General features: G+C 68.3%; 21 protein-coding genes. 12 read left to right on the top strand and 9 right to left on the bottom strand.

Going from position 1 to position 25,103, the window contains the following annotated elements:
* Nucleotides 1-752: 752 nt before the first annotated feature.
* The 3 genes from dnaE to AC06FD_RS08575 all read left to right on the top strand — a co-directional run bounded on the left by dnaE (nucleotide 753) and on the right by AC06FD_RS08575 (nucleotide 6,311).
* Entirely contained in the window at nucleotides 753-4,334 is a 3,582-nt protein-coding gene (gene dnaE / locus AC06FD_RS08585) for a DNA polymerase III subunit alpha (RefSeq protein ID WP_449334808.1), read from the top strand.
* Nucleotides 4,335-4,365: 31 nt separating this feature from the next.
* Nucleotides 4,366-5,238 (top strand): hypothetical protein, encoded by an 873-nt coding sequence (locus AC06FD_RS08580; protein ID WP_478077567.1) that lies wholly within the window; start codon nucleotides 4,366-4,368, stop codon nucleotides 5,236-5,238.
* 113 nt (nucleotides 5,239-5,351) lie between these two features.
* Nucleotides 5,352-6,311 carry an acetyl-CoA carboxylase carboxyltransferase subunit alpha gene (locus tag AC06FD_RS08575; RefSeq protein WP_259204040.1) on the top strand — a complete coding sequence of 320 codons (960 nt, stop codon included), beginning with the start codon at nucleotides 5,352-5,354 and terminating at the stop codon, nucleotides 6,309-6,311.
* Nucleotides 6,312-7,042: 731 nt separating this feature from the next.
* Here the strand turns inward: AC06FD_RS08575 and AC06FD_RS08570 are convergent.
* Nucleotides 7,043-7,498, bottom strand: a complete 456-nt coding sequence (locus AC06FD_RS08570; protein ID WP_259204036.1) for a CopD family protein — start codon at nucleotides 7,496-7,498, stop codon at nucleotides 7,043-7,045.
* A gap of 159 nt (nucleotides 7,499-7,657) precedes the next feature.
* Here AC06FD_RS08570 and AC06FD_RS08565 point away from each other — a divergent pair, with 159 nt between their 5' ends.
* Together AC06FD_RS08565 and AC06FD_RS08560 are read left to right on the top strand one after the other, a co-directional pair.
* Nucleotides 7,658-8,254, top strand: a complete 597-nt coding sequence (locus tag AC06FD_RS08565; protein ID WP_259204034.1) for a class I SAM-dependent DNA methyltransferase — start codon at nucleotides 7,658-7,660, stop codon at nucleotides 8,252-8,254.
* A 97-nt stretch (nucleotides 8,255-8,351) separates the two neighbouring features.
* Complete coding sequence (locus AC06FD_RS08560) at nucleotides 8,352-9,668, top strand: polyhydroxyalkanoate depolymerase (RefSeq protein ID WP_259204032.1); 1,317 nt, start codon at nucleotides 8,352-8,354, stop codon at nucleotides 9,666-9,668.
* A 107-nt stretch (nucleotides 9,669-9,775) separates the two neighbouring features.
* On the opposite strand, the gene AC06FD_RS08555 is transcribed toward AC06FD_RS08560, so the two are convergent.
* Nucleotides 9,776-10,771: a sensor domain-containing protein gene (locus AC06FD_RS08555; RefSeq protein WP_478077566.1), complete on the bottom strand. Its 996-nt coding sequence runs from the start codon at nucleotides 10,769-10,771 to the stop codon at nucleotides 9,776-9,778.
* Nucleotides 10,768-11,133, bottom strand: a complete 366-nt coding sequence (locus tag AC06FD_RS08550) for a PadR family transcriptional regulator (RefSeq protein WP_259204028.1) — start codon at nucleotides 11,131-11,133, stop codon at nucleotides 10,768-10,770. The genes AC06FD_RS08555 and AC06FD_RS08550 overlap by 4 nt, the downstream gene beginning before the upstream one ends.
* A 156-nt stretch (nucleotides 11,134-11,289) precedes the next feature.
* Between AC06FD_RS08550 and AC06FD_RS08545 the strand changes: the two genes are divergently transcribed.
* On the top strand, nucleotides 11,290-12,189 hold the full coding sequence (locus tag AC06FD_RS08545; protein ID WP_478077565.1) for a peptidylprolyl isomerase: 900 nt from the start codon (nucleotides 11,290-11,292) through the stop codon (nucleotides 12,187-12,189).
* 69 nt (nucleotides 12,190-12,258) lie between these two features.
* Here AC06FD_RS08545 and AC06FD_RS08540 read toward each other — a convergent pair whose 3' ends face one another.
* The gene (locus tag AC06FD_RS08540; protein ID WP_478077564.1) at nucleotides 12,259-13,140 is read right to left on the bottom strand and encodes a DMT family transporter; all 882 of its coding nucleotides are present in this window, start codon (nucleotides 13,138-13,140) and stop codon (nucleotides 12,259-12,261) included.
* 161 nt (nucleotides 13,141-13,301) lie between these two features.
* On the opposite strand from AC06FD_RS08540, the gene AC06FD_RS08535 reads away from it, so the two are divergent.
* Together AC06FD_RS08535 and AC06FD_RS08530 are read left to right on the top strand one after the other, a co-directional pair.
* Nucleotides 13,302-14,231 (top strand): LysR substrate-binding domain-containing protein, encoded by a 930-nt coding sequence (locus AC06FD_RS08535; protein WP_259204025.1) that lies wholly within the window; start codon nucleotides 13,302-13,304, stop codon nucleotides 14,229-14,231.
* A gap of 86 nt (nucleotides 14,232-14,317) precedes the next feature.
* Nucleotides 14,318-14,611, top strand: coding sequence for a hypothetical protein (locus AC06FD_RS08530; protein WP_259204024.1), 294 nt, complete (start codon nucleotides 14,318-14,320; stop codon nucleotides 14,609-14,611).
* A gap of 43 nt (nucleotides 14,612-14,654) precedes the next feature.
* Here AC06FD_RS08530 and AC06FD_RS08525 read toward each other — a convergent pair whose 3' ends face one another.
* Both AC06FD_RS08525 and AC06FD_RS08520 read right to left on the bottom strand, forming a co-directional pair.
* Entirely contained in the window at nucleotides 14,655-15,464 is an 810-nt protein-coding gene (locus AC06FD_RS08525) for a DUF4349 domain-containing protein (RefSeq protein WP_478077563.1), read from the bottom strand.
* Nucleotides 15,465-15,821: a GFA family protein gene (locus tag AC06FD_RS08520; RefSeq protein WP_478077562.1), complete on the bottom strand. Its 357-nt coding sequence runs from the start codon at nucleotides 15,819-15,821 to the stop codon at nucleotides 15,465-15,467.
* A 102-nt stretch (nucleotides 15,822-15,923) separates the two neighbouring features.
* Here AC06FD_RS08520 and AC06FD_RS08515 point away from each other — a divergent pair, with 102 nt between their 5' ends.
* Nucleotides 15,924-17,732, top strand: coding sequence for a DUF885 domain-containing protein (locus AC06FD_RS08515; protein ID WP_478077561.1), 1,809 nt, complete (start codon nucleotides 15,924-15,926; stop codon nucleotides 17,730-17,732).
* A gap of 675 nt (nucleotides 17,733-18,407) precedes the next feature.
* Here AC06FD_RS08515 and smrA read toward each other — a convergent pair.
* Nucleotides 18,408-20,240, bottom strand: coding sequence for a multidrug efflux ABC transporter SmrA (gene smrA, locus AC06FD_RS08510; protein WP_449334817.1), 1,833 nt, complete (start codon nucleotides 20,238-20,240; stop codon nucleotides 18,408-18,410).
* Between the two features lie 89 nt (nucleotides 20,241-20,329).
* Complete coding sequence (locus AC06FD_RS08505) at nucleotides 20,330-21,907, bottom strand: serine hydrolase (protein ID WP_478077560.1); 1,578 nt, start codon at nucleotides 21,905-21,907, stop codon at nucleotides 20,330-20,332.
* Nucleotides 21,908-22,039: 132 nt separating this feature from the next.
* On the opposite strand from AC06FD_RS08505, the gene AC06FD_RS08500 reads away from it, so the two are divergent.
* Both AC06FD_RS08500 and AC06FD_RS08495 read left to right on the top strand, forming a co-directional pair.
* The gene (locus AC06FD_RS08500; RefSeq protein WP_259204017.1) at nucleotides 22,040-22,480 is read left to right on the top strand and encodes a VOC family protein; all 441 of its coding nucleotides are present in this window, start codon (nucleotides 22,040-22,042) and stop codon (nucleotides 22,478-22,480) included.
* Complete coding sequence (locus tag AC06FD_RS08495; protein ID WP_478077559.1) at nucleotides 22,477-23,295, top strand: DUF72 domain-containing protein; 819 nt, start codon at nucleotides 22,477-22,479, stop codon at nucleotides 23,293-23,295. Before AC06FD_RS08500 ends, AC06FD_RS08495 begins: the two co-directional genes overlap by 4 nt.
* Before the next feature lie 103 nt (nucleotides 23,296-23,398).
* Here AC06FD_RS08495 and AC06FD_RS08490 read toward each other — a convergent pair whose 3' ends face one another.
* On the bottom strand, nucleotides 23,399-24,058 hold the full coding sequence (locus AC06FD_RS08490; RefSeq protein WP_478077558.1) for a Pr6Pr family membrane protein: 660 nt from the start codon (nucleotides 24,056-24,058) through the stop codon (nucleotides 23,399-23,401).
* A gap of 77 nt (nucleotides 24,059-24,135) precedes the next feature.
* Between AC06FD_RS08490 and AC06FD_RS08485 the strand changes: the two genes are divergently transcribed.
* Nucleotides 24,136-25,083, top strand: coding sequence for a DMT family transporter (locus AC06FD_RS08485; RefSeq protein ID WP_259204011.1), 948 nt, complete (start codon nucleotides 24,136-24,138; stop codon nucleotides 25,081-25,083).
* The last annotated feature ends 20 nt before the right edge of the window (nucleotides 25,084-25,103 follow it).

Genomic DNA, 25,103 nt, shown 5'->3' with positions numbered 1-25,103 from the left:
GAAGCTGAGTCTGGTCTGGCTCTGATTTTTATCTGGGTCTGTTCTTGATCCGCGTTTGGATTTGGATTTGGATTTGGATTTGGATTTGGGTTTGGATTTGGGTTTGGATCTGGATTTGGGTTTGGGTTTGGATTTGGGTCTGGATTTAGATCTGGGTTTGGATTTGGGTTTGGATTTGGCTTCAGGTGCCGAGCAACGCTCGGCACTACCTCCCCCTCCCCCCACGGGGGCGCCTCTCTCACCCCTCGACCAAGCCGCTCCGGCTCCTGGCTCCGCTCCTGCTCCTAGCTCCGCTCCTGGCTCCGCTCCTGCTCCTAGCTCCGCTCCTGGCTCCGCTCCTGCTCCTGGCTCCGCTCCGCTCCTGCTCCTGGCTCCGCTCCTGCTCCTGCTCCCGCTTCCCCCATGCGCCCCAGAGATGTGTAGAGGGGTGGTGGAGGCAGGGTCGCGGGACCGTCATGCGCCATGGATGGCGCATGTCGAGCCTACAGGGACGTACTTGCGGCGTGTCCCGCGACCCTGCCTCCGCCACCCCACCCTCAGCACCAGCATAAGACAGGCGCCGTTGCTGTTGCCGTTGCTGTTGCAGTTGCAGTTGCAGTTGCAGTTGCCGTCAGCCAATCGCCCCCAGCACCCGCAAAACCAACCCTGAAACCTGAACCCACCCCGCAACGCCCGCCGCCCGACCTGGCCTGTCAAGCCTTGTCCGTCCCCGCCCGCGCCGCTACCCTGACCGGGCATTACATTGGCCCGGCATGTCCACTTCCCGTTTCGTACATCTCCACGTCCACACCGAGTTTTCGCTGGCGGATTCGACCATCCGTGTCCCCGCGAAGCCGGATCAGGCTGACCCGAAGAAAGCCAAGCAGGCCAACCTGCTCAGCCGTGCGGTCGAACTGAAACTGCCCGCGCTGGCAGTGACCGACCTCAACAACCTGTTCGCGCTGGTCAAGTTCTACAAGGCCGCCGAAACCGTTGGCATCAAACCGATCGCCGGTGCCGACATCATGATCGCCGAAGAGGGCATGACCCCCTGGCGCATGACCCTGCTCTGCCGCGATCGCGACGGCTACCTGAGCCTGTCCCGCCTGCTCACCCGCGCCTGGATGGAAGGCCATCGCCCCGAGGGCGGCGTCGCCGTGCACCCGGAGTGGCTCAAGGCAGGGTGCCACAACCTCTTTGCGCTCGCCGGCCGCGACAGCCTCGCCGGCCGCCTGGCCAGCGAAGGCCGCCACGACCTGGCCGAACAGCAGCTCGCCGACTGGCAGCGCGTATTCGGCGATGGCCTGCACCTGGAGCTCACCCGCACCGGGCGCGATGGCGAAGAAGCCTTCAACCAGTTTGCCCTGCTCGCCGCCGGCCAACGCGGCCTGCCGGTCGTTGCCAGCAACGACGTGCGCTTCCTGCAGCCGGAGGATTTCGCCGCCCACGAAGCACGCGTCTGCATCTCGTCCGGCCGCGTCCTCGACGACCCCAAGCGCCCGCGCGACTACAGCGACCAGCAGTACCTCAAGTCCGCCGAGGACATGTGCGCCCTGTTCGCCGACATCCCCGATGCGATCGACAACACCCTCGCATTGGCCGAGCGCTGCAACATCGAGATGCGCCTGGGCACCTATTTCCTCCCCAACTACCCGGTGCCCGAAGAGGAAACCCTCGACAGCTGGATCTGCGCCGAGTCGCGCAGGGGCCTGGAAGCGCGCCTGGAAAAGAACCCGCTCGCCGAAGGCAAGACCCGCGCCGACTACTTCGAGCGTCTGGAATTCGAGCTGGCCACCATCATCAAGATGGGCTTCCCCGGCTACTTCCTGATCGTGGCCGACTTCATCCAGTGGGGAAAGAACCAGGGCATCCCGATCGGCCCCGGCCGTGGCTCCGGTGCCGGCTCGCTGGTCGCCTGGGCGCTGCAGATCACCGACCTCGACCCGATCCCGTACAACCTGCTGTTCGAGCGGTTCCTCAACCCCGAACGCGTGTCGATGCCCGACTTCGACATCGACTTCTGCATGGACCGTCGCGACGAAGTCATCGACTACGTCGCGCGCAAGTACGGCCGCGAACGCGTCAGCCAGATCATCACCTACGGCACCATGGCCGCCAAGGCCGTGGTCCGTGACTCCGGCCGCGTGCTCGGCTTCCCGTATGGCCTGGTCGACGGCGTCTCCAAGCTGATTCCCAACATCCTGGGCATCTCGCTCAAGGATGCGATGGGCGAAGGCAAGGACTCGGAAATGGCCTCGCCGGAGCTGATCCAGCGCTACCAGAACGAGGACGACGTCCGCGACCTGATCGACCTGGCCCGCCAGCTCGAAGACCTCACCCGCAATGCCGGCAAGCACGCCGGCGGCGTGGTGATCGCGCCCGAACCGCTGGCCGAATTCTGCCCGCTGTTCGCCGAACACGATGAAGGCGGCCGCGGCCGCAACCCGGTCACTCAGTTCGACAAGAACGACGTCGAAGAGATCGGCCTGGTCAAGTTCGACTTCCTCGGCCTGCGCACGCTGACCATCATCGACTGGGCGGTCAAGGCGATCAACAAGCGCCACGAGCGCGCCGGCATCCCGCCGGTGGACATCACCGCGCTGCCGCTCGACGACGTGGCCACCTACAAGGACATCTTCGCCAACGGCAATACCGGCGCGGTGTTCCAGTTCGAATCCTCGGGCATGCGCCGCCTGCTCAAGGACGCGCGCCCCGACCGCTTCGAAGACCTGATCGCGCTGGTGTCGCTGTATCGCCCCGGCCCGATGGACCTGATTCCCTCCTTCAACGCGCGTAAGCACGGCCAGGAAGAAATCATCTACCCCGATCCGCGCACCGAAGCGATCCTGAAAGACACCTACGGCATCATGGTGTACCAGGAGCAGGTGATGCAGATGGCGCAGATCGTGGGCGGCTATTCGCTCGGCGGCGCCGACCTGCTGCGCCGCGCGATGGGCAAGAAGGTGCCGGCCGAGATGGCCAAGCACCGCGAGATTTTCCGCGAAGGCGCGGCCAAGGACGGCGTGGGCGAAGCCAAGGCCGACGCCATCTTCGACCTGATGGAGAAGTTCGCCGGCTACGGTTTCAACAAATCCCACGCCGCCGCCTACGCGCTGGTCAGCTACCAGACCGCCTGGCTCAAGCGCCACTACCCGGCCGAGTTCATGGCGGCCACGCTGTCCTCGGACATGGACAACACCGACAAGGTGGTCGGCTTCCTGGCCGAGGTGCGCAACCTCGGCCTGACCGTGCTGCCGCCGCGGGTGAACGAGTCGGCGTACATGTTCGAAGCGTCCAGTGCCGACACCATCGTGTACGGCCTGGGCGCGATCAAGGGCGTCGGCCAGGGTGCCTGCGAGGCGATCGTGGAGGAACGCCAGCGTGGCGGCCGCTACGCCTCGCTGCTGGATTTCTGCATGCGGTCGGAGTCGGGCAAGCTCAACCGGCGCACGCTGGAAGCGATGATCAACTGCGGCGCGATGGACGGGCTCGGCAAGAACCGCGCATCGCTCATGCTGCAGCTGCCTGAAGTGCTCAAGGCCACCGACCAGATGGCGCGCGAGAAGGCCTCCGGCCAGAACTCGCTGTTCGGCGCGCCCGACCCGGTGACCACCGCGATGCAGCTGGAACTGCCCGAGGCCAAAGAGTGGGCGCTGGGCCAGCTGCTGGAAGGCGAACGCGAAACGCTGGGGTTCTACCTCAGCGGCCACCCGTTCGACCCGTACGCCGATGACGTCAAGGAGCTGGTCGGCACCGACCTGGGCATGCTTGAGAAGCTGATCCCGCCGGCGCGCCCGAGCAAGGATGGCGAGAAGCGGGCCTGGCGCCAGGAGACCCCGGTGATCCTGGCCGGCTTGGTCGTGGGCGTGCGCCGCAAGGGCGAAAGCCAGATCTTCATGCAGCTCGAAGATGGCAAGGGCCGCGTGGAGTGCAGCGCGTTCACCGATGGCCTGGCCGAGTTCGGCCACCTGATGACCAAGGACCGCATCCTGGTGGTCAAGGGCGGCCTGCGCGAGGACGAGTTCAACGGCGGCTACGCCCTGCGCATCCGCCAGGTCTGGGACTACGAAGACATCTGCGCCAACTACGCCACGCGCCTGTCGCTGCGGCTGGACCTGCGCCAGGACAGCGCGGTGTGGACCCGTGTCAACGCGCTGCTCGACCGCCACCGCCCGGGCCGCACGCCCCTGCGCCTGGACCTGCTGCTCGGTTCCGAACAGGGACCGGTGGCCGGCATGCTCGACGTGGCCGGCGATATCGCCGTGCGCGTGGACAGCCACCTGGTCGACGCGCTGCGCGCCGACCCCGCCGTGCGCACGCTGAAGGTGCGCTACAGCCCACCGTGGGCAAACTGACCCGCGCCATCCGTTCGACAGGTACCGTGTTTTGATCAAGCGTTTCGCCGTGCTGCTGCTTGCAGCCGTTGCCATTGCCGGCTGCTCCAGCCCGTCCCAGACCTTCGAGATCGACAACCCGGGCGACGTGCCGCTCACCCTGCGTATCGACGGCAACGAACTGCCGATCGCCGCGCACGCCTCGCGCCCGGTCAAGCTCAAGCCCGGCGAGCACCACCTGCAGAGCCCGGCACTGGGCGATGTGCGGTTCATCGTCTACGCCCGCGGGAAGGGCGGCCTGATCAACCCGACGCTGGCCGAGTACGTGATCGCCAGCGAGATCTACGTGACCGACCCGGACAAGCTCAAGCACTTCGGCACCCCCAACCAGCACATCGAGCTGGGCGGCGTGGGCTTCGACGGGCCCTACAGCTTGACCCACGCGTTGTTCATCGACCATGCCTGGAGCTTCGGCGTGCGCGAACCGTTCCCCGACGAACAGACCGTGGCGCACGTCGACGCGACCGGCGGTCGGATCAGCACCAAGATCTTCACCGCCCCGGACTTCATCGCCTATGTCGAGGCCAGCCGCGGCGAGCCGGGCGCCTACCGCCGCCAGCAGCCGGCCGGCTACCAGGCCCCGGTCTTCACGCTGGAGCCGGCACCGGCCGCCTTGCCCGCGCTGGCCCCGGCCTTCGAGGCCCATGCCGCCCCGCTGCGCGAGCTGTATGCGCGCTACCTGAAGGCCACCACCGCCGACGCCCAGCTGCAGCTGCAGCAGGAGGCCTTCCAGGCACAGATGGCCTTCACCGCCGCCACCGCACGCCTCGGCGCCGATCTGCCGGTGGAGGCCAACACGGGCTACAACACCTTCGTGCAGACCCGCGCCACCCTGATGGGCAGCGCCGCCCTGGTCGTGCCCTGAGCTGACTGGCGCCCCCCGCCCCGCTGCGCTACCTTCGGTTTCCAGACGACGGCGTACGGGGCTTTTCGGCGCATTCGGCTACACTTTCCCTCTTTTCTTCACGACGGTTTCCGATGAATCCGAACTACCTCGACTTCGAGCAACCCATCGCTGATCTGGAGGCGAAGATCCAGGAACTGCGCAGCGCCAGCGCCGGCCCTGCGGTCAATGTCGAGGCCGAGGTGAACGCCCTGCAGGACAAGCTGCGGGTACGTACCGCGCAGATCTTCCGCAACCTGTCCTCCTGGCAGGTCCTGCAGCTGGCTCGGCATCCCTCGCGCCCGTACACCGCCGACTACATCCGCATCATCTGCGATGAGTTCCAGGAACTGGCCGGCGACCGTGCCTTCGCCGACGACAAGGCGATCATGGGCGGCCTGGCGCGCATCGGCGGCCGCTCGGTGATGCTGATCGGCCACCAGAAGGGCCGCGACACCAAGGAAAAGATCAAGCGCAACTTCGGCATGCCCAAGCCGGAGGGCTACCGCAAGGCGCTGCGCCTGATGAAGATGGCCGAACGCTTCGGCCTGCCGGTGCTGACCCTGATCGACACCGCCGGCGCCTGGCCGGGCATCGATGCCGAATCGCGCGGACAGTCCGAAGCGATCGCGCGCAACCTGCTGGAGATGGCCGAGCTGAAGGTGCCGGTGATCTGCACGGTGATCGGCGAAGGCGGCTCCGGTGGCGCCCTCGCCCTGGGCGTGGGCGACCGCACCGTGATGCTGGAATACAGCGTGTACTCCACGATCACCCCCGAAGGCTGCGCCTCGATCCTGTGGAAGGACGCGGGCAAGGCCAAGGACGCGGCCGAGCAGCTGGGCATGACCGCCCCGCGCCTGAAGGGCCTGGGCCTGATCGACAAGGTCGTGCGCGAGCCGACCGGCGGTGCGCACCGCAACCCGAACCAGATGGGCAAGCGCCTCAAGGCCGTACTGCTCAACGAACTGGACGCGCTGCAGAAGCTGTCGGTGGACGAACTGCTGGCCAGGCGCTACACCCGCCTGCGCAGCTACGGCACCTACGAAACGGTCTGAGCCACCCCAGCAGTGCGCCACGAAAAAGCCGGACGCCAACGCGCCCGGCTTTTTTCATGCGCGGCCCCATGCGCGGGCCCATGCGCGGGCCCACCATGTGCGACACCCGTGCCCGGCCCCATGCGCGGGCCCCCATACCTGGTCGGCTATCGCGGTGCCCGACCCAAGGCAGCCGACCAACGGTCGGCTCTACCGATCCGGCGTCGCCCTCACGGGCGCAGCAGCACCTCGCCGTTGCGGCCCGGCTCGAGGCTGGCCTTGGCGGTATCGACCATCTCATCCAGTAAATCCGACGGGCCCACCATGCGCGGCCCCCATGCCCGGCCCCTATACCTGGTCGGCTATCGCGGTGCCCTACCCAAGGCAGCCGACCAACGGTCGGCTCTACCGATCCGGCGTCGCCCTCACGGGCGCAGCAGCACCTCGCCGTTGCGGCCCGGCTCGAGGCTGGCCTTGGCGGTATCGGCTATCTCATCCAGTAAATCCGACGGGCCCACCATGCGCGCCCCCCATGTCCGGCCCCATGCGCGGGCCCCCATGCGCGACCCCATACCCGGCCCCGTGCCCGGGCCCCCTGCGCGGCCCACCATGCGCGACCCCGATGCGCGGCCCCGATGCACGGCCCCGTAGAGCCGACCGTTGGTCGGCTGCCGTTGCCGTTGCCGTTGCCGTTGCCGCAGCCGTCGCGGCGACCCAACCGCTGACGCGGCCGACACCGCCCCGGCCGCCCCTCAGAACGGCTTGGCAATCACCAGCCACACCACGCCGATGAACAGCACCAGCGGCAGCTCGTTGAACCAGCGCAGCGCGCGCGAGGACGGCAGCGGGCGGCCGCGCACGTTGCCCTTGAGCAGGCGCCCGGTCCACGAGTAGTACACCAGCAGCAGCACCACCAGCCCCAGCTTGGCATGCAGCCACGCGGCCGCCCCCGGCGCGACCATGGTCGGGAAATCCGGGATCACCTTGTAGCCCAGCCACAGCACCAGGCCCAGGATCAACGCGATGCCGAACATCATGTGGCCGAACCGGTACAGGCGCAGGCCCATCAACTGCAGCCGCTCGGTCACCGGCAACTGCCCGGCCGTCTCGCTGAGGTTGACCAGGATCCGCGGCAGGTAGAACACCGCCGCCATCCAGGCCACCACGAACAGCAGATGGAAGGTCTTGACCCAGTAATAGCTCTGCATGCGCTCGCTCCGGCGGCTGGCGTAGGTTGTCGCGCATTCTCGCATGCCCGGGGGGCACCACTGCCGGGGCGCCGGCGCGACCCATCGACTCACCCCGGCCCCCATCGCGCGGCACTACCCGTACGATAGGCGCCGTTTTCACGACTTCGCATGATCGCCATGGACAAGACCTACGACGCCACCTACTTCCAGCGCTGGTACCAGGCCGACCAGGCCGGTGGCGCCGCGCGCCTGGCGCGCAAGGTCGCCCTGGCCGTGGCCAGCGCCGAGTACTACCTGGAACGCCCGATCCGCAGCGTGCTGGACATCGGCTGCGGCGAAGGGGCATGGCGCGCGCCGTTGCTGAAGCTGCGCCCGCGCGTGCAGTACATGGGCTTCGACAGCAGCGCCTACGCCGTGCAGCGCTATGGCCGCAGCCGCAACCTGCACCCGGCCCGGGTCGGCGATTTCGCCTGGCTGCGCCCGTGTGCGCCGGTCGACCTGCTGGTCTGCTCGGACGTGATGCACTACGTCCCCAGCCGTGAGCTGCGCCCCGCCCTGGACGGCTTTGCCGAACTGACCGGCGGCGTGGCATTCCTGGAGGCGTTCAGCGCCGAGGACGAGTTCGACGGCGACCACGAGGGCTTCCAGGCCCGCCCCGCGCGCTGGTACCGCCGCCAGCTCACGGCGGCCGGCTTCACAGCCTTGGGCTCGCACTGCTGGCTGTCGCCGCTGCTGGCCGGGCACGCCGCCGCGCTGGAACGCGCGGATCGCTGAATCTCGATAACAACTGAGACAAGCCCCGCATTAAGGCGCCGATCCCGTCGGTGCGCTATGCTGCGCGGCAACATAAGACCATACATATTCGGACGCCATGCTCTATCAGCTGCATGAGTTGACCCGCAACATGCTCGCCCCGTGGGTGCACCAGGCCCAGGCCAACGCCAAGTTCTTCGCCAACCCGGGACACTGGTGGTCGCAGATGCCCGGCGCCGATCGCCTGTCCGCGGTGAATGAGCTGTTCCATCGCATCGGCAAGGATTACGAGAAGCCCGAGTGGGGCATCAACGAAATCGAGGTCGAGGGCGAACGCGTGCCGATCGTGGTGCACGAGGAGGTCAGCAAGCCGTTCTGCAAGCTGCTGCGCTTCAAGCGCCACAGCAACGAAGCCGAACAGCTGCACACCATGCTCAACCAGCCGTTCGTGCTGGTGGTGGCGCCGTTGTCGGGCCACCACGCCACGCTGCTGCGCGATACCGTGCGTACGCTGCTGCGCGACCACCGCGTGTACGTGACCGACTGGGTGGACGCGCGCATGGTGCCGGGCAGCGAGGGTGAGTTCGGCCTGGACGATTACATCGCCTACGTGCAGGAATTCATCCGCCACCTCGGTGCGGAGAAGCTGCACGTGGTGAGCGTGTGCCAGCCGACCGTGCCGGTGCTGGCGGCGGTGTCGCTGATGGCCAGCCGTGGCGAGCCGACCCCGCGCACGCTGGTGATGATGGGCGGCCCGATCGATGCGCGTTGCAGCCCCACGGCGGTCAACAACCTGGCCACGCAGAACCCGTTGTCGTGGTTCGAGAACAATGTCATCCACACCGTGCCGGGCACCTACCCCGGCGCCGGTCGCCGGGTGTATCCGGGCTTCCTGCAGCACGCCGGGTTCCTGTCGATGAACCCAAGCCGGCACTTCAGTTCGCACTGGGATTTCTACGCCGACCTGGTCAAGGGCGACATGGAAGATGCCGACGCGCATCGCCGCTTCTACGACGAGTACAACGCCGTACTCGACATGCCGGCCAAGTACTACCTGGACACCATCGAGGTGGTGTTCCAGCAGTTCCTGCTGCCGCGCGGCGAGTGGGTCGTCAACGGCGAGCGCGTGGATCCTTCCGCGATCACCGGCACCGCGCTGCTGAGCATCGAAGGCGAGCTGGACGATATCGCCGGGCTGGGCCAGACCGAAGCGGCACAGGCGCTGTGCAGCGGTATTCCGGCCGAGCATCGCGAGCATTTCATCGTCGAGGGCGCCGGCCACTACGGCATCTTCAGCGGGCGTCGCTGGCGTGAGACGGTGTACCCGAAGGTGCGCGATTTCTTCGCGGCGCATGCGCAACCGGCCACTGCCAAGCCGAAGAAGGCGGCCAAGATCGCCAGCAACGTGACCCCGCTGCGGCGCAAGGCGGGCTGACGCACGGTAATGCCGGCCGTCGGTCGGCGGCGCTTTCGTTGCGCATCGCGTGGCGCCGGCCAACGGCCGGCACGCCACGGTTGCCCGTGCGGATCAACGGTCGGCAGCTACAGCCGCACCAGCAGGTGCTTGGCCATCATCCCGTGCAGGCGGCCGATACCGCGCGCCAGGTGCAGGGTGGCGAACAGCAGCAGCATGCCGACCACCGCCAGCAGCGGAGTGATCCAGAGCGGCAGCATCTGGGTGCCGTCGATATGGATCCCCACGTACTCCGGGGAGATCAATGCCGCCACCGGTGCCCAGATGAAGCCCAGCGATATCGACAGCAGCGTCGTGGCGATCGTGAAGTAGACGATGCCGAGCGGCAGCATCAGCACGAAGTACAGCAGGGTCAGCCAGGTGCGGCCATCGGTGAACATGTCGCCGATACGCTGCAGCCAGCTGCGGCTGCGGTCGGTATAGGCCGGCCGTCGCGGCATGCGCTCGCCCAGCAGGGCTTCCACCAGGCGCCCTTCCAGCAGCGACAGGCCGCGCACCGAGCCGAAGAACAGCACCGCCACGGGGATGCCGATGATCAGCACCAGCAGCCCCAGCGACAGCGACAGCCCGGTCACCACCCAGGTGAAGAAGAAGATGCCCGTGGCCAGCGACAGCAGCATGTAGAACAGCGCGCCGTAGGTGCGGGCGTCCAGCGCGACACCGAAGAAGCGCGCGAGCACGCCGCGTGGCTTTGGCGCCGGCGAGGGGGGCGGCGCGACGTTGCCCGTCGCGGCCGCCATCCCGCTGGCGACGACCGCGCCCTGCCGCACTGGGGCCGCGCCGGCCGACGGCGTGCGCAGCGCGCGGTTCACGGTGATTTCGGTTTCGCGATAGATCTCGGCGACCTCCTCCGGCGCGCCATAGCTGCCGGCGACATCGGCGATCACCTCGGCCTCGCTGCGCCCGGGCTGCGCGGCCAGTTCCGAGCGCAGGTATTCCTCGGCGTCGTACAACGCGTCCTGCACCATCGCCGGATCGGCGTCGTGCAGGGCCGCGCGCAGCTGCGCCAGGTAGTCCGGGATGGTGGTGGGCAGGCGGCTGCCCGTCGTGGTCTGGTCGTTCATTGCAGTACCCCCTCCAACACGGAATCGACGGAATCTCGGGTGGCGCGCCAGGCCTGGCTCCACTGCTCCAGCACCTGGCGGCCGCGTTCGTTGATGCGGTAATAGCGTCGCGGCGGTCCGGCCATCGACGGTTCGACATGGCTCTCCAGCAACCCCGCGCCCTCCAGGTTGCGCAGCACCGGGTACAGCGCGCTCTGCTTGCCGCTCAGCACGCCCTCGCCGACCCGCTCCAGTTCCTTGGCGATCAGGTAGCCGTAGAGCGGCTCGCCGGCCCTGGCCAGCACGGCGAGCATCGCCAGGGACACGGTGCCGGCGCTGAGCTCCTTCTGGAACTTCTTCAGGTAGACGTCGTCATCGGACATGGCCGGGTCTCCACTACGTTGAAGTCAACACTAGTGTGAAGTCCGGTATAGCGAATGTGCCCTTAGTCACCGTGCCGGGGGACAGGGGGGGCGGCGGGGTGGCGGCCCGGTAGCCGCTTCACGCAGAATCAGGCGACATTCCTGATCGGGTCCGCCATGTCGCTACGTCGCCCTGCCCTGCTCGCCCTCGTCCTGGCCTGCGCCTTGCCCGTCGCCGCCAGCGCGGCCACGCCCTACCGCAGTCCACAGCAGATCCTGGACGCGTCGCCGGCCAGCGACTGGCGCATTCCCGATCCAGCCAACCTGCTGTACATGAACCTGGACAAGGGCCAGGTCATCATCGAGCTGGCACCGGCCTTCGCGCCGCAGCACGTGGCCAATATCCAGACGCTGGCGCACGAGCACTTCTGGGACGGCGAAACCGTGTACCGGGCGCAGGACAACTTCGTGGTGCAGTTCGGTGATATCGATGCCGACGATGCCGCCAAGGCCAAGCCACTGGGGTCGGCCCGGCGCAAGCTCCCGGCCGAGTTCCAGCGCGACAGCAAGGGGCTGAAGGTGAGCGTGCTGCCCGACCGCGATGGCTGGGCGGACCAGACCGGGTTCGTCGATGGGTTCGCGGTCGGCCAGGACCGGCGGGACGGCAAGACGTGGCTGGCGCACTGCTACGGCACGCTGGGCGCGGGCCGCAGCAACGAGGAAGACAGCAGCATCGGGGCGGAGCTGTATGTGGTGACCGGGCAGTCGCCGCGCCAGTTGGACCGCAACATCACGGTGGTGGGTCGGGTCCTGCAGGGGATGGAGCTGCTGAGCGCGCTGCCGCGCGGGCCGGCGCCGATGGGTTTCTATGCCGACGCCGCGCAGCGCACGCCGATCCGCTCGATCCAGCGCGCGACGGACGTGCCGGCGGCCGAGCGGCCGACGCTGGAGGTGCTGCGCACCGAATCCAAAACGTTCGCCGATGTGGTGGAGGCGCGCCGCAACCGGGTGGATGATTTCTACAAGCGGCCGGCGGGGCATATCGACCTGTGCAACATCGCGGTGCCGGTGCGGTAACGGAGCGGCATCGCGCGGGCATGCACGGGTACAGCCATCCCATGGGTGGCTGCACGCGGACCGGCCGGGCTACCGCTTCTGCGAGGCCGCGACGCTGCCGAGGATCAAGACGCCGGCCACCACCATCGCCCAGGTCACCGCCTCGCCCAGGAACAGCCAGGCGAACAGCGCGCCGAACATCGGCACGAGGTAGGTGACGGTGGAAGCGCGGGCCGGGCCGATGCGGGCGATGAGGCGATAGAACATCAGGAACGCCAGACCGGTGCAGACCACGCCCAGCGCGACCGCGCACGCCCAGCACAGGGTCGGGATCGGGGTGGTCGGCCAGTGGGTGAGCGCCATCGGCAGCAACGCGACGGCCGCGCAACCGAGGGTGGCGCCGGCCGAGGCGGCGGGCGGCAGGCCGGTCATGTGCCGCTTGACCAGGTTGACGCCCAGCCCATACAGCAGCGCGGCCACGGCACCGGCCACCACTGCCGCGCCGATGCTCAGGCCCGAGACCTTGGCGGTGGCCAGCACCACCACGCCGGCAAAGCCGACCAGCAGGGCGATGGCCCGGCGCATGCCGATCTTCTCGCCGAAGAACAGGAAGGCGATCAGCGCGGCGAACAGCACCGTCATGGCGTTGCAGATCGCGCCGATGGCGGCCGGGGCGCGCTGCGCGGCCCACGCGAACAGTACGAACGGGATGGCCGAGTTGATCACCCCGATCGGCGCCAGCCACAGCCAGCGCCGGGCCGGGAACCGGTCGCGCGCCTGCCACAGGAACGGCAGCAGCACGAGCGCGCCCAGCAGCAGGCGCACTTCCACCAGTGCGTACGGGCCGAAGGCCGGCACCGCGACCCGCATGAACAGGAACGAGCAGCCCCAGATCGCGCCGAGCACGGTCAGCTCCAGCGGCGTGCGCCAGTCGCGCTCGAGCGCGGCGCTGGCCGTCGGCACGCCGCTCATGGCCGGCCCCCGGACCACAGGCGGATGCGCGGCTGGGGAACGTTCGCGGACGACAACATGGGGGCGGCTCCGGGGGACAGGGACACAGGATCCGCCTCCCGGCAGAGGCCCACAAGCGCGTAGTATCCGGGCAAGCCACAAATCTGATTTGGGTCTTGACCATGTTGCTGCGCCCCGCCCTGCTCCCCGCCCTGGGGGTGTTCGCCGTTGCCGCCCGCCACCAGAACTTCGCCCACGCCGCCGAGGAGCTGCACCTCACCGCGAGCGCGGTCAGCCACCACGTGCGCAAGCTGGAAGACCTGCTCGGCACGATGCTGTTCCAGCGCCATGCACGCGGGGTGCGGCTGACCGCCGAAGGCCGCCAACTGGCCGACGCGGCGGCGGCGGCGCTGGGTGATCTCAACGCGGTCGCCGGCAACCTGCATCCGCACGCGGACATCGTGCCGCTGCGCATCACCACCATCCGCTCGCTGTCCTATTGCTGGCTGGTGCCGCGGCTGGCGCGGTTCACCGCGCAGCATCCGCAGGTGCGCATCGAACTGCAGACCAGCACCGAGCTGGTCCGCTTCGACGAAAACGGGCCGGAACTGGGCATCCGCTATGGCCTGGGGCAATGGCCGGGATTGCGCGCGCACCACCTGATGGACGATGAACTGTGCCCGGTTGCGTCGCCGGCGCTGGCCGGGGTGTCGGCACTGCACGAACCGGCGCAGATCGCCGCGCTGCCGCTGATCAGCGACATGTCCCCGCAGGGCTGGCGCGACTGGTTCCGTGCCGCCGGGGTGCGCGGGCTGACGCTGCCATCGCTGCACACCTTCAGCGACAGCACCGATGCGATGCGTGCGGCGGTTTACGGGATCGGCGCCGTGCTGGCGCGCAAGCACATCGCCCAGCCCTACCTGCAGCGCTACGAGCTGGTGCGCCTGCCGGGCCCGGCACTGAAGGCGCGCTACGCCTATTACGTGGTGCACGCCGAACACCGCCCGCTGAGCCCCACCGCGCTGGCCTTCATGGACTGGCTCAAGCGCGAGGCGCTGGACGAACGCACGCCGATACCGGCACTGCCGGACGAGCTGCTCGGCCGCCCCTGAGCCCCAACGAACGTTTCAACCCGTCCTCACCCGGCCTTGTCCACGCGCTGGCTAGGCTGGAGTTCCTTTCCCCCAAGGCGCATTCCATGGCCCTGTTGCGACTCCGAATTACCGGCACCGAAGACGACGCACGTGCCATCTCCGACCTGCTGCAGAGCATCGAGGGCATCGAGCATGTCGAGGAGACCGACGACCTGATGCCCCACATGGACGACGACGATTCCAGCTCGGCGGGCCTGTCCGACGACATCGGCCCGGGTACCCACGAACTGGAAGTGGAAGTAGGCAACGCCCATACCGCCCAGCGCGTGCGCGATGCGGTGCAGGAGCTGGCGCTGGAACTGGATGTGTTCGTCGAGTACGAGAACGACGAAGGCTGATGCGCCTGCGGTGCCGGCCAGGCCGGCACCGCATGGGCGTTACTCAGCCGGCACGCGCGGCGCGACGCTGGCGCCGACGCCACAGCCTCAACCCGATCCAGCCGAACAGCCACGCGATCAGCGCCACCGGCAGCAAGGCGGCCACGGCGCGGATCACGAAGGCCACGCTGGTGGTCAGGATCGTGCCGGACTCACGCAGCGCCTCGCCGATTTCACTGCGACTGCGCTGCCCCGATGGCGTGTGGAACTGCATCGTGACCAGTTGGGTATCGATGCGGCGCCGCTGCTGGGCGGCCTCCTTGCTGGCCTGCTCGACGCCGGCTTCAATCTCGGACAACCGCTGGGTGATCACCAGCAGGTCGGCCATCTTCACGTCCTTGTTGTCCTGGTAGGCCAGCAGGCGCTCGTGCTCCTTCTGCAGGCGCGCCTTGGTCAGCGCGGTGTCGGCCACCTGCTGGGCCAGGTCTTCGGCATGGGTGTTGCGCGAGGCCACTTCGCCGCCCTGCCCGGCCAGCCCGATGATCGCCTCCACGCCCTTGGGTGCGATGCGCACGCGGATCGACCCGGTTGGGTACTCACCGCCCTGCTGGCCGACCTGCAGCACCGCGCAGTCGCCGAAGCGGGCGGCCTGGCAGGCATCGGCGATCGCCTTCACGCGCGCACCGATCTGCGCCGCGTCCAGCTGGATGTCGATGTCATGCTCGTAGGCCAGCGACGCGCCATCGGGCGAGGCCACTGCGCCGGCCCCGCCGGCAGCACCATCGGCGGCACTCTGGTGCTTGCTGCAGCCGGCCAGGGCCAGCAGCAGCATCCCTGCCAAGGCGCCCGCGTGGCGCCCGTTCGTCCGTTTCATCTACTTGCTTGCTCCGTCAAACCGCGTGATCGTGAGCCCATCCAGGTCTACCCCGGGCAGGCAGCGTACATTGACCGCCACCATCGCCTGCCCGCTGCGCGGGTCCACGCCCTCGCTGAACGGGGCAACGCCGCACGTGCGGCAATGGTGGTGCTCCAGGTGGTGCTGGTTGAACTGGTAGGTGGCCACGTCGGCCGCGGCCGTCTTCAGGTCCAGCGCGGCGCGCGGCCCGAACCACAGCAGGCCGCCGCGCCGGCGGCACAACGAACAGTTGCAGTCCAGCGCCTCGCTGATCGGCTCGGGGGCCTCGACCACGAATGCGATCTGCCCGCAATGACAGCTCCCTTCGTACTGCATGGCACGCCCTCCGGCTGGAAAGGGCCATGGTAATCCAATGGCACGGGTGCGATCGGGCGGGGGGGCCTATGCTCGGCGATTGACCACAGCACAGGATCGCCGATGCGCCAGCATCTTCTCGCCCTCGCCCTGATCGCCGCCCTCGGCGGTTGCCAGCAGGCCGATGCCCCGCCCGCCCCGACCGGCACCGCGGCGCCCGCCAGCGCCGGTGACGCGGCGGTCGATACCGCCTTCGCCGATCTTTCCAAGCGCGCCCTGGACACCTGGATGCAGCTGTCGCCGATCAGCGCCACCCAGATCGGCGACCACCGCTACGATGCCGAGATCGACGACCTCAGTGCCGCCGGCCAGCAGAAGATGCTGACCGCCTACAAGGCCCTGGTCGCCGACCTCGACCGCATCGACGTGAGCAAGCTCTCGCGCGAGAACCAGGTCGACGCGGCGATCCTGCGCAACCAGCTGCAGTCCGAGATCTGGACGGCCGAGGTGCTGCAGTCGTCCAAGTGGGACCCGCAGATCTACAACGGCATGGCCGGCAGCGCGCTGTACGGACTGATGGCGCGTGAGTTCGCGCCGCTGCCCGAGCGCCTGAAGGCGGCCACCGCGCGCATGGAGAAGCTGCCGCAGATCTTCGCGCAGGCGCGCGAGAACCTGGACCCGGCGCGCGTGCCGAAGATCCACGCCGAGACGGTGGCCAAGCAGAACCGCGGCATCCTCAGCATCGTCGATACCTTCATCACCCCGCACATCGGCGAGCTGCCGGCCGAAGACGGCAAGCGGCTGCAGGCGGCGATCGACGGCCTGAAGAAGGCGGTCGAGGAGCAGCAGACCTGGCTGGACACCACCCTGGTGCCCAACGCCAAGGGCGACTTCCGCATCGGTGCCGAGCTGTACGACCAGAAGCTGAAGTTCGCGCTGAACTCCTCGCTGTCGCGCGCGGAGATCGGCGAGCGTGCGCGCGCTGAACTGCAGCGCGTGCGCGGGGTCATGTACGGCATCGCGCAGACCGTGCTGAAGGACAAGCCGGGCGCGCCGGCGCTGCCGGCCAACCCGACCGACGCGCAGCAGCAGGCCGCGATCGAGGCGGCGCTGGAACTGGCCTACGCCGACAAGCCGGCGCGCGACAAGGTGGTGGACGATGCGAAGGCGGCGTTGGCGCAGTCCACCGAATTCGTGCGCAAGCATGACCTGATGACGCTGCCCGATTCGCCGGTGGACATCATCCTGATGCCCGAGTTCCAGCGTGGCGTCGCCGTGGCCTACTGCGATTCGCCCGGCCCGCTGGACAAGAACCTGAAGACGTTCTACGCGGTGTCGCCGATTCCGGACGATTGGAGCGACAAGCAGGTCGATTCGTTCCTGCGCGAATACAACAGCCGGATGATCCATCTGCTGAGCATCCACGAGGGCACGCCGGGGCATTACCTGGAAGGCTGGCATTCGGGCAAGTTCCCGTCGACGCTGCGCGCGGTGCTGCGTTCGGGGCTGTTCGCAGAGGGCTGGGCGGTCTATACCGAGCGGATGATGCAGGAGCAGGGTTACCTGGACAACGATCCGCTGTTCCACCTGGTGCAGCTGAAGTTCTACCTGCGCACCATCTCCAACGCGATCCTGGACCAGGGCGTGCACGTGGACAACTGGAGCCGCGAGAAGGCGATGCAGCTGATGACGCACGATGCGTTCCAGCAGGAAAGCGAGGCGTCGGGCAAGTGGGTGCGCGCGCAGTTGACGTCGGCGCAGTTGCCGACCTACTTCGTGGGTGCGCAGGAGCACTTCGATACGCGCAAGGCGATGCAGGACAAGCTGGGCGCGAAGTTCAACCTGAAGGCCTACCATGACCAGATGCTGTCCTACGGCGCACCGCCGGTGCGTTTCGCGCGCCAGCTGATGCTGGACCAGCCGATCGAGTAAGCACTGCCTCGTTCCTCGTCAGACAGGCAAGCGGCCCGGGGTGACCCGGGCCGTTTTTTGTTCTTCTCCCCTCTGATCAGGCGTGGTTTGTTGCAAGAGCCGTCGCCGAATGAGCACGACGCTACGCGCGTGCACGGATAGTGTCGGCGACGTGTGGGTGATCGGGTGGGTGTCTTCGTTCCGGGCTACCCGTGGGCGTATGGGCCCCGCAACAGCCGGTAGGCCCCTGATGCGAATGTCCCCCGGCCGCCAAGCGGCCTCCTCCTTTATTTTGCCCAGGGGCCTACCGGCTGCTACGGGGCTCGGCTTGCGGTAAGCAGGCCGTAGCCAGGATTTTCTGGGGTCCGTCGGTGGGTCGGGCGCTGGCCCCCCATGCCCTTGGAGGACCCCGGTCGTGCCGAGCCATGCTCGGCAAGCAGCAGCAGGCCCCCTCCCCGGTAGTGCCGAGCCATGCTCGGCAAGCAGCAGGAGGCCGACGCCGGGGACATTCGCCGGAAAGGGCATGAGGGCCCAGCGCGGGCCCACCGTCCCCCGCGCCCGGAACGGGTCAACGTGCGCTTCTGCTTACCCCGGATAGGGGCGATGGCCTCCTATTTTGCCGACGCCTGCCGCCCCTGCGGTTGGCGTCGGCGAGCGCCGGACCCGCGCGCAATCACCACCACATCCCACCCGGCCCTACGCGTCGGCGGCCACGAATCCACCGGTCTGGCGTGCCCACAGGCGCGCATAGAGACCACCGGCGGCCACCAGTTCGGCGTGCGTGCCGGTTTCCACGATCCGGCCCTGGTCCATCACCACCAGCCGGTCCATGCGCGCGATGGTGGACAGCCGGTGCGCGATCGCGATCACCGTCTTGCCGGCCATCAACTCGTCCAGGTTGTCCTGGATAGCGGCTTCCACTTCCGAATCCAGGGCCGAGGTGGCTTCGTCCAGCACCAGGATCGGGGCATCCTTGAGCAGCACCCGGGCGATGGCGATGCGCTGGCGCTGGCCGCCGGACAGCTTGACGCCGCGCTCGCCCACATGCGCGTCGTAGCCGGTGCGGCCTTCGCCGTCGCGCAGCGTCTCGATGAACGCCTCGGCACGCGCCTTGGCCACCGCGCTGCGCAGCTGCGCCTCGGTGGCGTCCGGGCGGCCGTACAGCAGGTTGTCGCGGATCGAGCGGTGCAGCAGCGACGTGTCCTGGGTGACCACGCCGATCTGCCGGCGCAGACTCTCCTGGGTGACGGCCGCGATGTCCTGGCCATCGATGCGGATATGCCCGCTTTCCAGGTCGTAGAGCCGCAGCAGCACGTTGACCAGGGTCGACTTGCCCGCGCCCGATGGACCGACCAGGCCGATCTTCTCGCCGGGCTTGACGTCCAGGTTGAGCCCGGCCATCACCCCGCCGGCCTTGCCGTAGTGGAAATGGATGTCATCGAAATGCACGCCGCCCCGCGCCACCACCAGCGGCACCGCATCGGGGCGGTCCTGCACGGTCAGCGGCTGGGAGATCGTGGTGATGCCGTCCTGCACCGTACCGATGTCCTCGAAGATGCCGTTGATGGTCCACATGATCCAGCCGGACATGTTGTGGATGCGGATCACCAGACCGGTGGCCAGGGTGATCGCGCCGACGGTGATGTGCCCGCCGTTCCACAGCCACAGCGCCAGGCCGCAGGTGCCCACGATCAGGAAGCCGTTGACGATGGCGATGGTCACTTCCAGCCCGGTGGTGACGCGGGTCTGGCCGCGGTGCTTGACCGCCAGTTCCTGGATCGATTCGGCCACGTAGGCCTGCTCATGCCCGCCATGGGCGAACAGCTTCAGCGTGGGAATGTTGGTGTAGCCATCGACGATGCGGCCCATCGCCTTGGAACGCGCTTCGGAGGCGATCCATGCGCGTTGCTTCGCCCGTGGCACGAAGTACCACATGATCACCGCGTAGGCGGCCATCCACAGCCCGAGCGGAATCATCAGCCGCCAGTCGGCCTGCGCGAACAGGTACAGCGCGGTGCCGGTGTAGACGATGATGTACCACAGCGAATCGACCATCTGCACCGCCGACTCGCGCAGCGACGTGCCGGTCTGCATGACGCGGTTGGCCATGCTGCCGGCGAAGTCGTTCTGGAAGAAGCTCAGGCTCTGCCGCACCACGTAGTTGTGCATCAGCCAGCGCGAGCGGTTGCTCAGCCCGGGCACGATCGCCTGGTTGACCAGCAGGCTGTGCAGCGACACCAGCAGCGGCCGCGCGATCAGGGTGATGCCGGCCATCCACAGCAGTGTGTTGGCATGGCGGTCGAAAAACCCGCTGCCGGGCTGCTCGGCGACCATGTCCACGATGCGGCCGAGGAAATCGAACATCGCCACTTCCACCAGCGCCAGCAGCAGACCGCCGATCAACGTGGCCAGCAGCACCGGCCACACCGGGCGCAGATAGTGGATGTAGAACGGCACCACCCGGCGCGGCGGCATGCGGCCGTCGAGGGGCGGAAAGACCGGAATCAGCGACTCGAACCAGCGGAACATCGCAGTGCACCCGAAACAAAACAGGCCGCGATTATCCCACCACGGCCCGTTCTTTTACTCGCGCCTCCATCACAGGTCGGCGGCGGGGTTCAGCCCTTGGCGTCGGCCACGACCGGGACGAACAACAGGTCCTGGAAATCGAAGCTGAAATCGGTGAGCGAGGAGATCGCCTGCATGCGCATGTCGCGTACCTTGCCGTCCGGGTCCAGGCTGAAATTCACGAAGGCATCGGCATTGAGCGAGCGGTCGTCCCAGCGCACGATGAAGGTGTCGTGCTGCCAATGCTCCAGCGTGCCGACCAGCTGGGCGGTCTTGCCGAAGCGCAGGCGCAGCGTGCGCCCCTTCTGCTCCACGGCCACGTCGCCATACCAGGCATCGCGGTAGCCGCCGGCATACCCGGCAAGCGGCAGCGACGGCCGGGAGCTGGCGTCGCGCGCAGCCTGGTGCCTGGCCCAGCCCTCGTCGGCCTTGTCCTGTGCCTTCGCCACGGCGGCGGCATACGCGGCCACCCAGTCGGTCTGCGGCGCCTGCAGATACGCGTCGAGCACCTCCATGGTGATGGCGTTGAAGGCCGCGCCCACTTCCTGGTTGGTCAGCACCACGATGCCCAGCTTCTGTTCGGGCACCAGGGTCACCCGCGAGACCATGCCCGGCCAGCCGCCGGTGTGCCAGACCAGCTTCTGGCCGCGGTAATCGCTCAGGCTCCAGCCTTCACCATAGCCGGCGAAGTTGGGTTTGGCCGCTGCCAGTTGCGGCACGCTCGGCTCGGGCACCGCCTGCGGGGTGATCATCTGCCACATGCCCTGCTGGCTCTTGGCGCTGAACAGCGCCTGCCCGTTTTCCAGCGTTCCGTGCGCCAGCTGCACGTTCATCCAGCGCGCCATGTCATGCACGCTGGAATAGATGCCACCGGCGCCGGCATTGTTGGACCAGGTCAGCGGCGCGACGGTACGCAACGTGCTGAAGTCGTATTTGGCGTGGCCGACCGCGGCGTTGTCGCCGGGCTTGAGATGGTCGGCGTTGTAGCGGGTACCGTCCATGCCGACCGGGGTGAAAATGTGCTGCTGCAGGAAGTCGGCGTAGGACTGCCCCGAGACCTGCTCGATCACCTGCTGGGCCACTGCGTAGAGGATGTTGTCGTACGCGTAACGGTCGCGGAAGCCCGCCTTGAGCGGCACCTTGGCCAGGCGCTGCACCACCTCCTGGTTGCTGTAGCCGGTGGTCGGCCAGAACAGCAGGTCGCCCGCCCCCAGGCTGAGCCCACTGCGGTGCGAAAGCAGGTCGCGGATGCGCATCTCGCCGGTGACGTACGGGTCGGACATGCGGAAGCCCGGCAGGTGGTCGATCACCCGGTCGTCCATCTTCAACCTGCCCTGCTCGGCGAGCAGGTTCAGCGAGGTGGCGGTAAAGGCCTTGGTGTTCGACGCGATCGCGAACAATGTATCGGCCTGCACCGGGGCCGGCTTGCCCAGCTCGCGCACGCCGTAGCCGCGCTCGAGCACCACCTGCCCGTCCTTGACCACCGCCACCGCGATGCCGGGCACGTCGAACTGGCTGCGCACGCGTTCGACAGTGGCATCCAGCCGCTGCAGTTCCGTCGGCACCGCTGCCGACGCCAAAGGTGCGCATGCCAGCAGCACGACGCCTCCGATCCAGGATGTGTTCAAACAGTGTCTCCGGTTGCATGTCGCGGGGGCGTTGAGGCCCGACAGGGGCCCGGCGCCGGGTTTCGCACGATGGTAACGCGGGCACCGGCAGGCTCGCCTGTGCCAGAAGGAGGCCCGTTTCCGGAGACCCGCATGACCGCGCCCGCCGATACCGTATCGACCGTCATCCCGTGCCTGCGCTACCGCGACGCGCATGCGGCCATTGCGTGGTTGCAGCGCGCGTTCGGCTTCCACGCGCAGGCGGTGTACGCCGACGGTGACGTGGTCCACCACGCACAGCTGGTGTATGGCCACGGCATGGTGATGCTCGGCTCGGTGGACAACGCCAGCGAATGGGGGCGCTACAGCGCGCACCCCGACGAGGTGGGCGGCCGCCAGACCCAGAGTGCCTGCGTGATCGTGGCCGATCCGGATGCGCATTACGCGCGCGCGGTCGCCGCCGGGGCGCAGGTGGTGATCGACATCGCCGACCAGGCCTATGGCGGCCGCGGCTACGCCTGCCGCGACCTGGAAGGCTACCTGTGGTGGTTCGGCAGCTACGATCCCTGGCGCGCGGCCGCCGGCGGCGCATGACCGCGGCACCCGGACGCATCCGCACCGGCATCGGCGGCTGGGTCTTCCCGGCCTGGCGGGGCGGCACCTTCTACCCGGCCGGCCTGGCGCAGCGCGAAGAGTTGGCCCATGCCAGCCGCGCACTGGGCTGCATCGAAATCAACAGCACCTTCTACCGGGCGCAGAAACCGGCGGTCTACGCGCAGTGGCGTGAGCAGACCCCGCCCGGCTTCCGCTTTTCGGCCAAGGCGCCGCGCACGATCACCCAGACCCACGACCTGTCCCGGGTAGGCGCACGGGCGGAGGCGTTCATCGACGGGATCGTGACGCTGGGCGATCGGCTGGGCCCGCTGGTCTGGCAGTTCGGCGATACCCACCCGGCCGCGGCACCGGAGTTCGACGGCTTCCTGCAGGCGCTGCCGCGCGAGGCCGACGGCCACCGGTTGCAGCACGCCCTGGAGGTGCGCAACCCCGCCGCGTGGACGCCGGACCTGGTCGCCGTGGCCCGCGCGCACAACGTGGCGCTGGTGTTCAGCAGCTCCAACGATTACCCCAGCTTTGCCGATCCAACCGCTGATTTCGTCTATGCGCGGTTGATGCACGCGCGCGCCAACCTGCGCGCAGGCTATCCGGAGCGGGCGCTGGAACAATGGTGTCTGCGCGCGATGCGCTGGGCACGCGGGGACGACAACCCCGACCTGCCACATGTCGCCGCCGAGGCGCCCGCACGCGGGCCGCGCGAGGTCTATGTGCTGTTCATTGGCGCGGCCAAACAACGCAATCCAGGCGCGGCGATGGCGCTGCGCGAGCAGTTGTCCCGCGTCGGGGCAACGTAGCGCCGACCGTTGGTCGGCTGCCTTCAGCGTTTCGCACCAGATCCCCATCGACCCAAGGCCGGCGTGCCGACCACCCGCTGCGTATCGACCCGACGGTCGATCGTTACCGCCGGGCGGATACGGCGCTGCGCGCGCCGAGCCGCGCATCGATCCGCCACAGCAGCGCGCCGAACGCGGCGAAGGCCAACCCGACCACCAGCGCGTTGCGCGCGACCGTCGCCGCGCCCAGCGCGGCCAGGTCCAGGAACGGATACGGGTACTGCCCGGTCCAGCGCCCCACCAGCAGCGCCCAGCCCAGGTACAGCGCCGGGAACAGCATCGCCCAGGCCAACTGGCGCGCCTGCAGATGACCGTGCGGTCCCACCACCCAGCCCAGCAGGTACAGCACCGGGACGGCGTAATGCAGGCCGGTGTCGGCCCACCACTGCGCCCCCTGCGGATGCCACAGGGGGCGCAGCACCAGCACGTAGACCAGCCCGGTAATGCCGATGTACAACGCCACTGCGGCACTCGCTGCGGGCGCGGCCATGCCGTCGCCGCGCCCACGCAGGCGCGCCAGGCACACGGCGGCCACGCCGATGTTGCTGAGGATGGTGAAATAGCCGAGCAGGCGCAGCAACGCCTGGCCGGTGCCGGCTGTGGCGCCGACGGTCTGCAGCAGCAGCGCGTACTGCAGCACCAGCGATGCGATGGCGGTGAGCGCGGTGATCCCGGCCAGGGCGCGGGCGCGCGGGGACGGTGCGGGGAGCGGTCTGGTGTTCATCGGCGCAGGATGCCACGCCGGCTTGAACCTGGGGTGGATGGATCGCGGTGGCGGGCGGCTTGCCGCACAATAGCGGGATGCCGATGACCGACACCCGTAAAGCGCTCCTGCAAATCCACTTCTGCGTGCTGCTGTGGGGCATTACCGCCATCCTCGGCAAGCTCATCACCCTGCCCGCGTTGCCGCTGGTGTGGTGGCGGATGCTGCTGGTGGTGGCCATGCTGGCCCTGGTGCCGCGGGTGTGGCGCGGGCTGCGCCAGTTGTCGCCGGCGCTGTTTGCCGGCTACTGCGGCGTGGGCGCACTGGTTGCCCTGCACTGGCTCACCTTTTATGGCGCGGTGAAACTGGCCAACGCCTCGGTGGCGGCCACCTGCATCGCGCTGGCACCGGTGTTCACCGCGGTGATCGAACCGTGGGTGGCCAAGCGCCCGTTCCAGCTGCGCGAACTGGCGTTCGGCATCGCGGTGCTGCCGGGCGTGGCGCTGGTGGTGGGTGGCGTGCCGCATGGGATGCGCCTGGGGGTGTTGATCGGCGCGCTGTCGGCGCTGCTGGTGGCGGTGTTCGGCTCGCTCAACAAGCGCCTGGTCAGCCATGCCGACCCGCTCACGGTGACCGCGCTGGAACTGGGCGCCGGCACCGTCACCCTCACCCTGCTGGCGCCGCTGCTGCCCTACCTGCTGCCGCCGCTGGCCAGCCCGCTGTGGGTGGTCCCCAGCCTGCACGACGGCCTGCTGCTGCTCGCCTTGGCCGGCCTGTGCACGCTGCTGCCGTTCGCGCTGGCGCTGGTCGCGCTGCGCCACATCAGCGCCTACACCTCCCAACTGGTGACCAACCTGGAGCCGGTCTACGCGATCCTGCTGGCGATGGTGCTGCTGAGCGAGCAGCGTGAGCTGACGCCGCTGTTCTACGTGGGCGTGGCGATCATCGTCGGCGCGGTGTTCCTGCACCCGTTGTTGAACCGACGCAAGCCGGTGCAGCACCCGGAGATGCTGGGCACCGCCGAGGCGCACAACGTCGCCGATTGAGGCCGCCGCCGCGGCCCGGC

Source organism: Stenotrophomonas sp. Steno-Z1 (assembly GCF_056393175.1).
The sequence above is the reverse complement of the archived record's forward strand: the minus strand, read 5'-3'. Positions and strand labels throughout refer to the sequence as shown.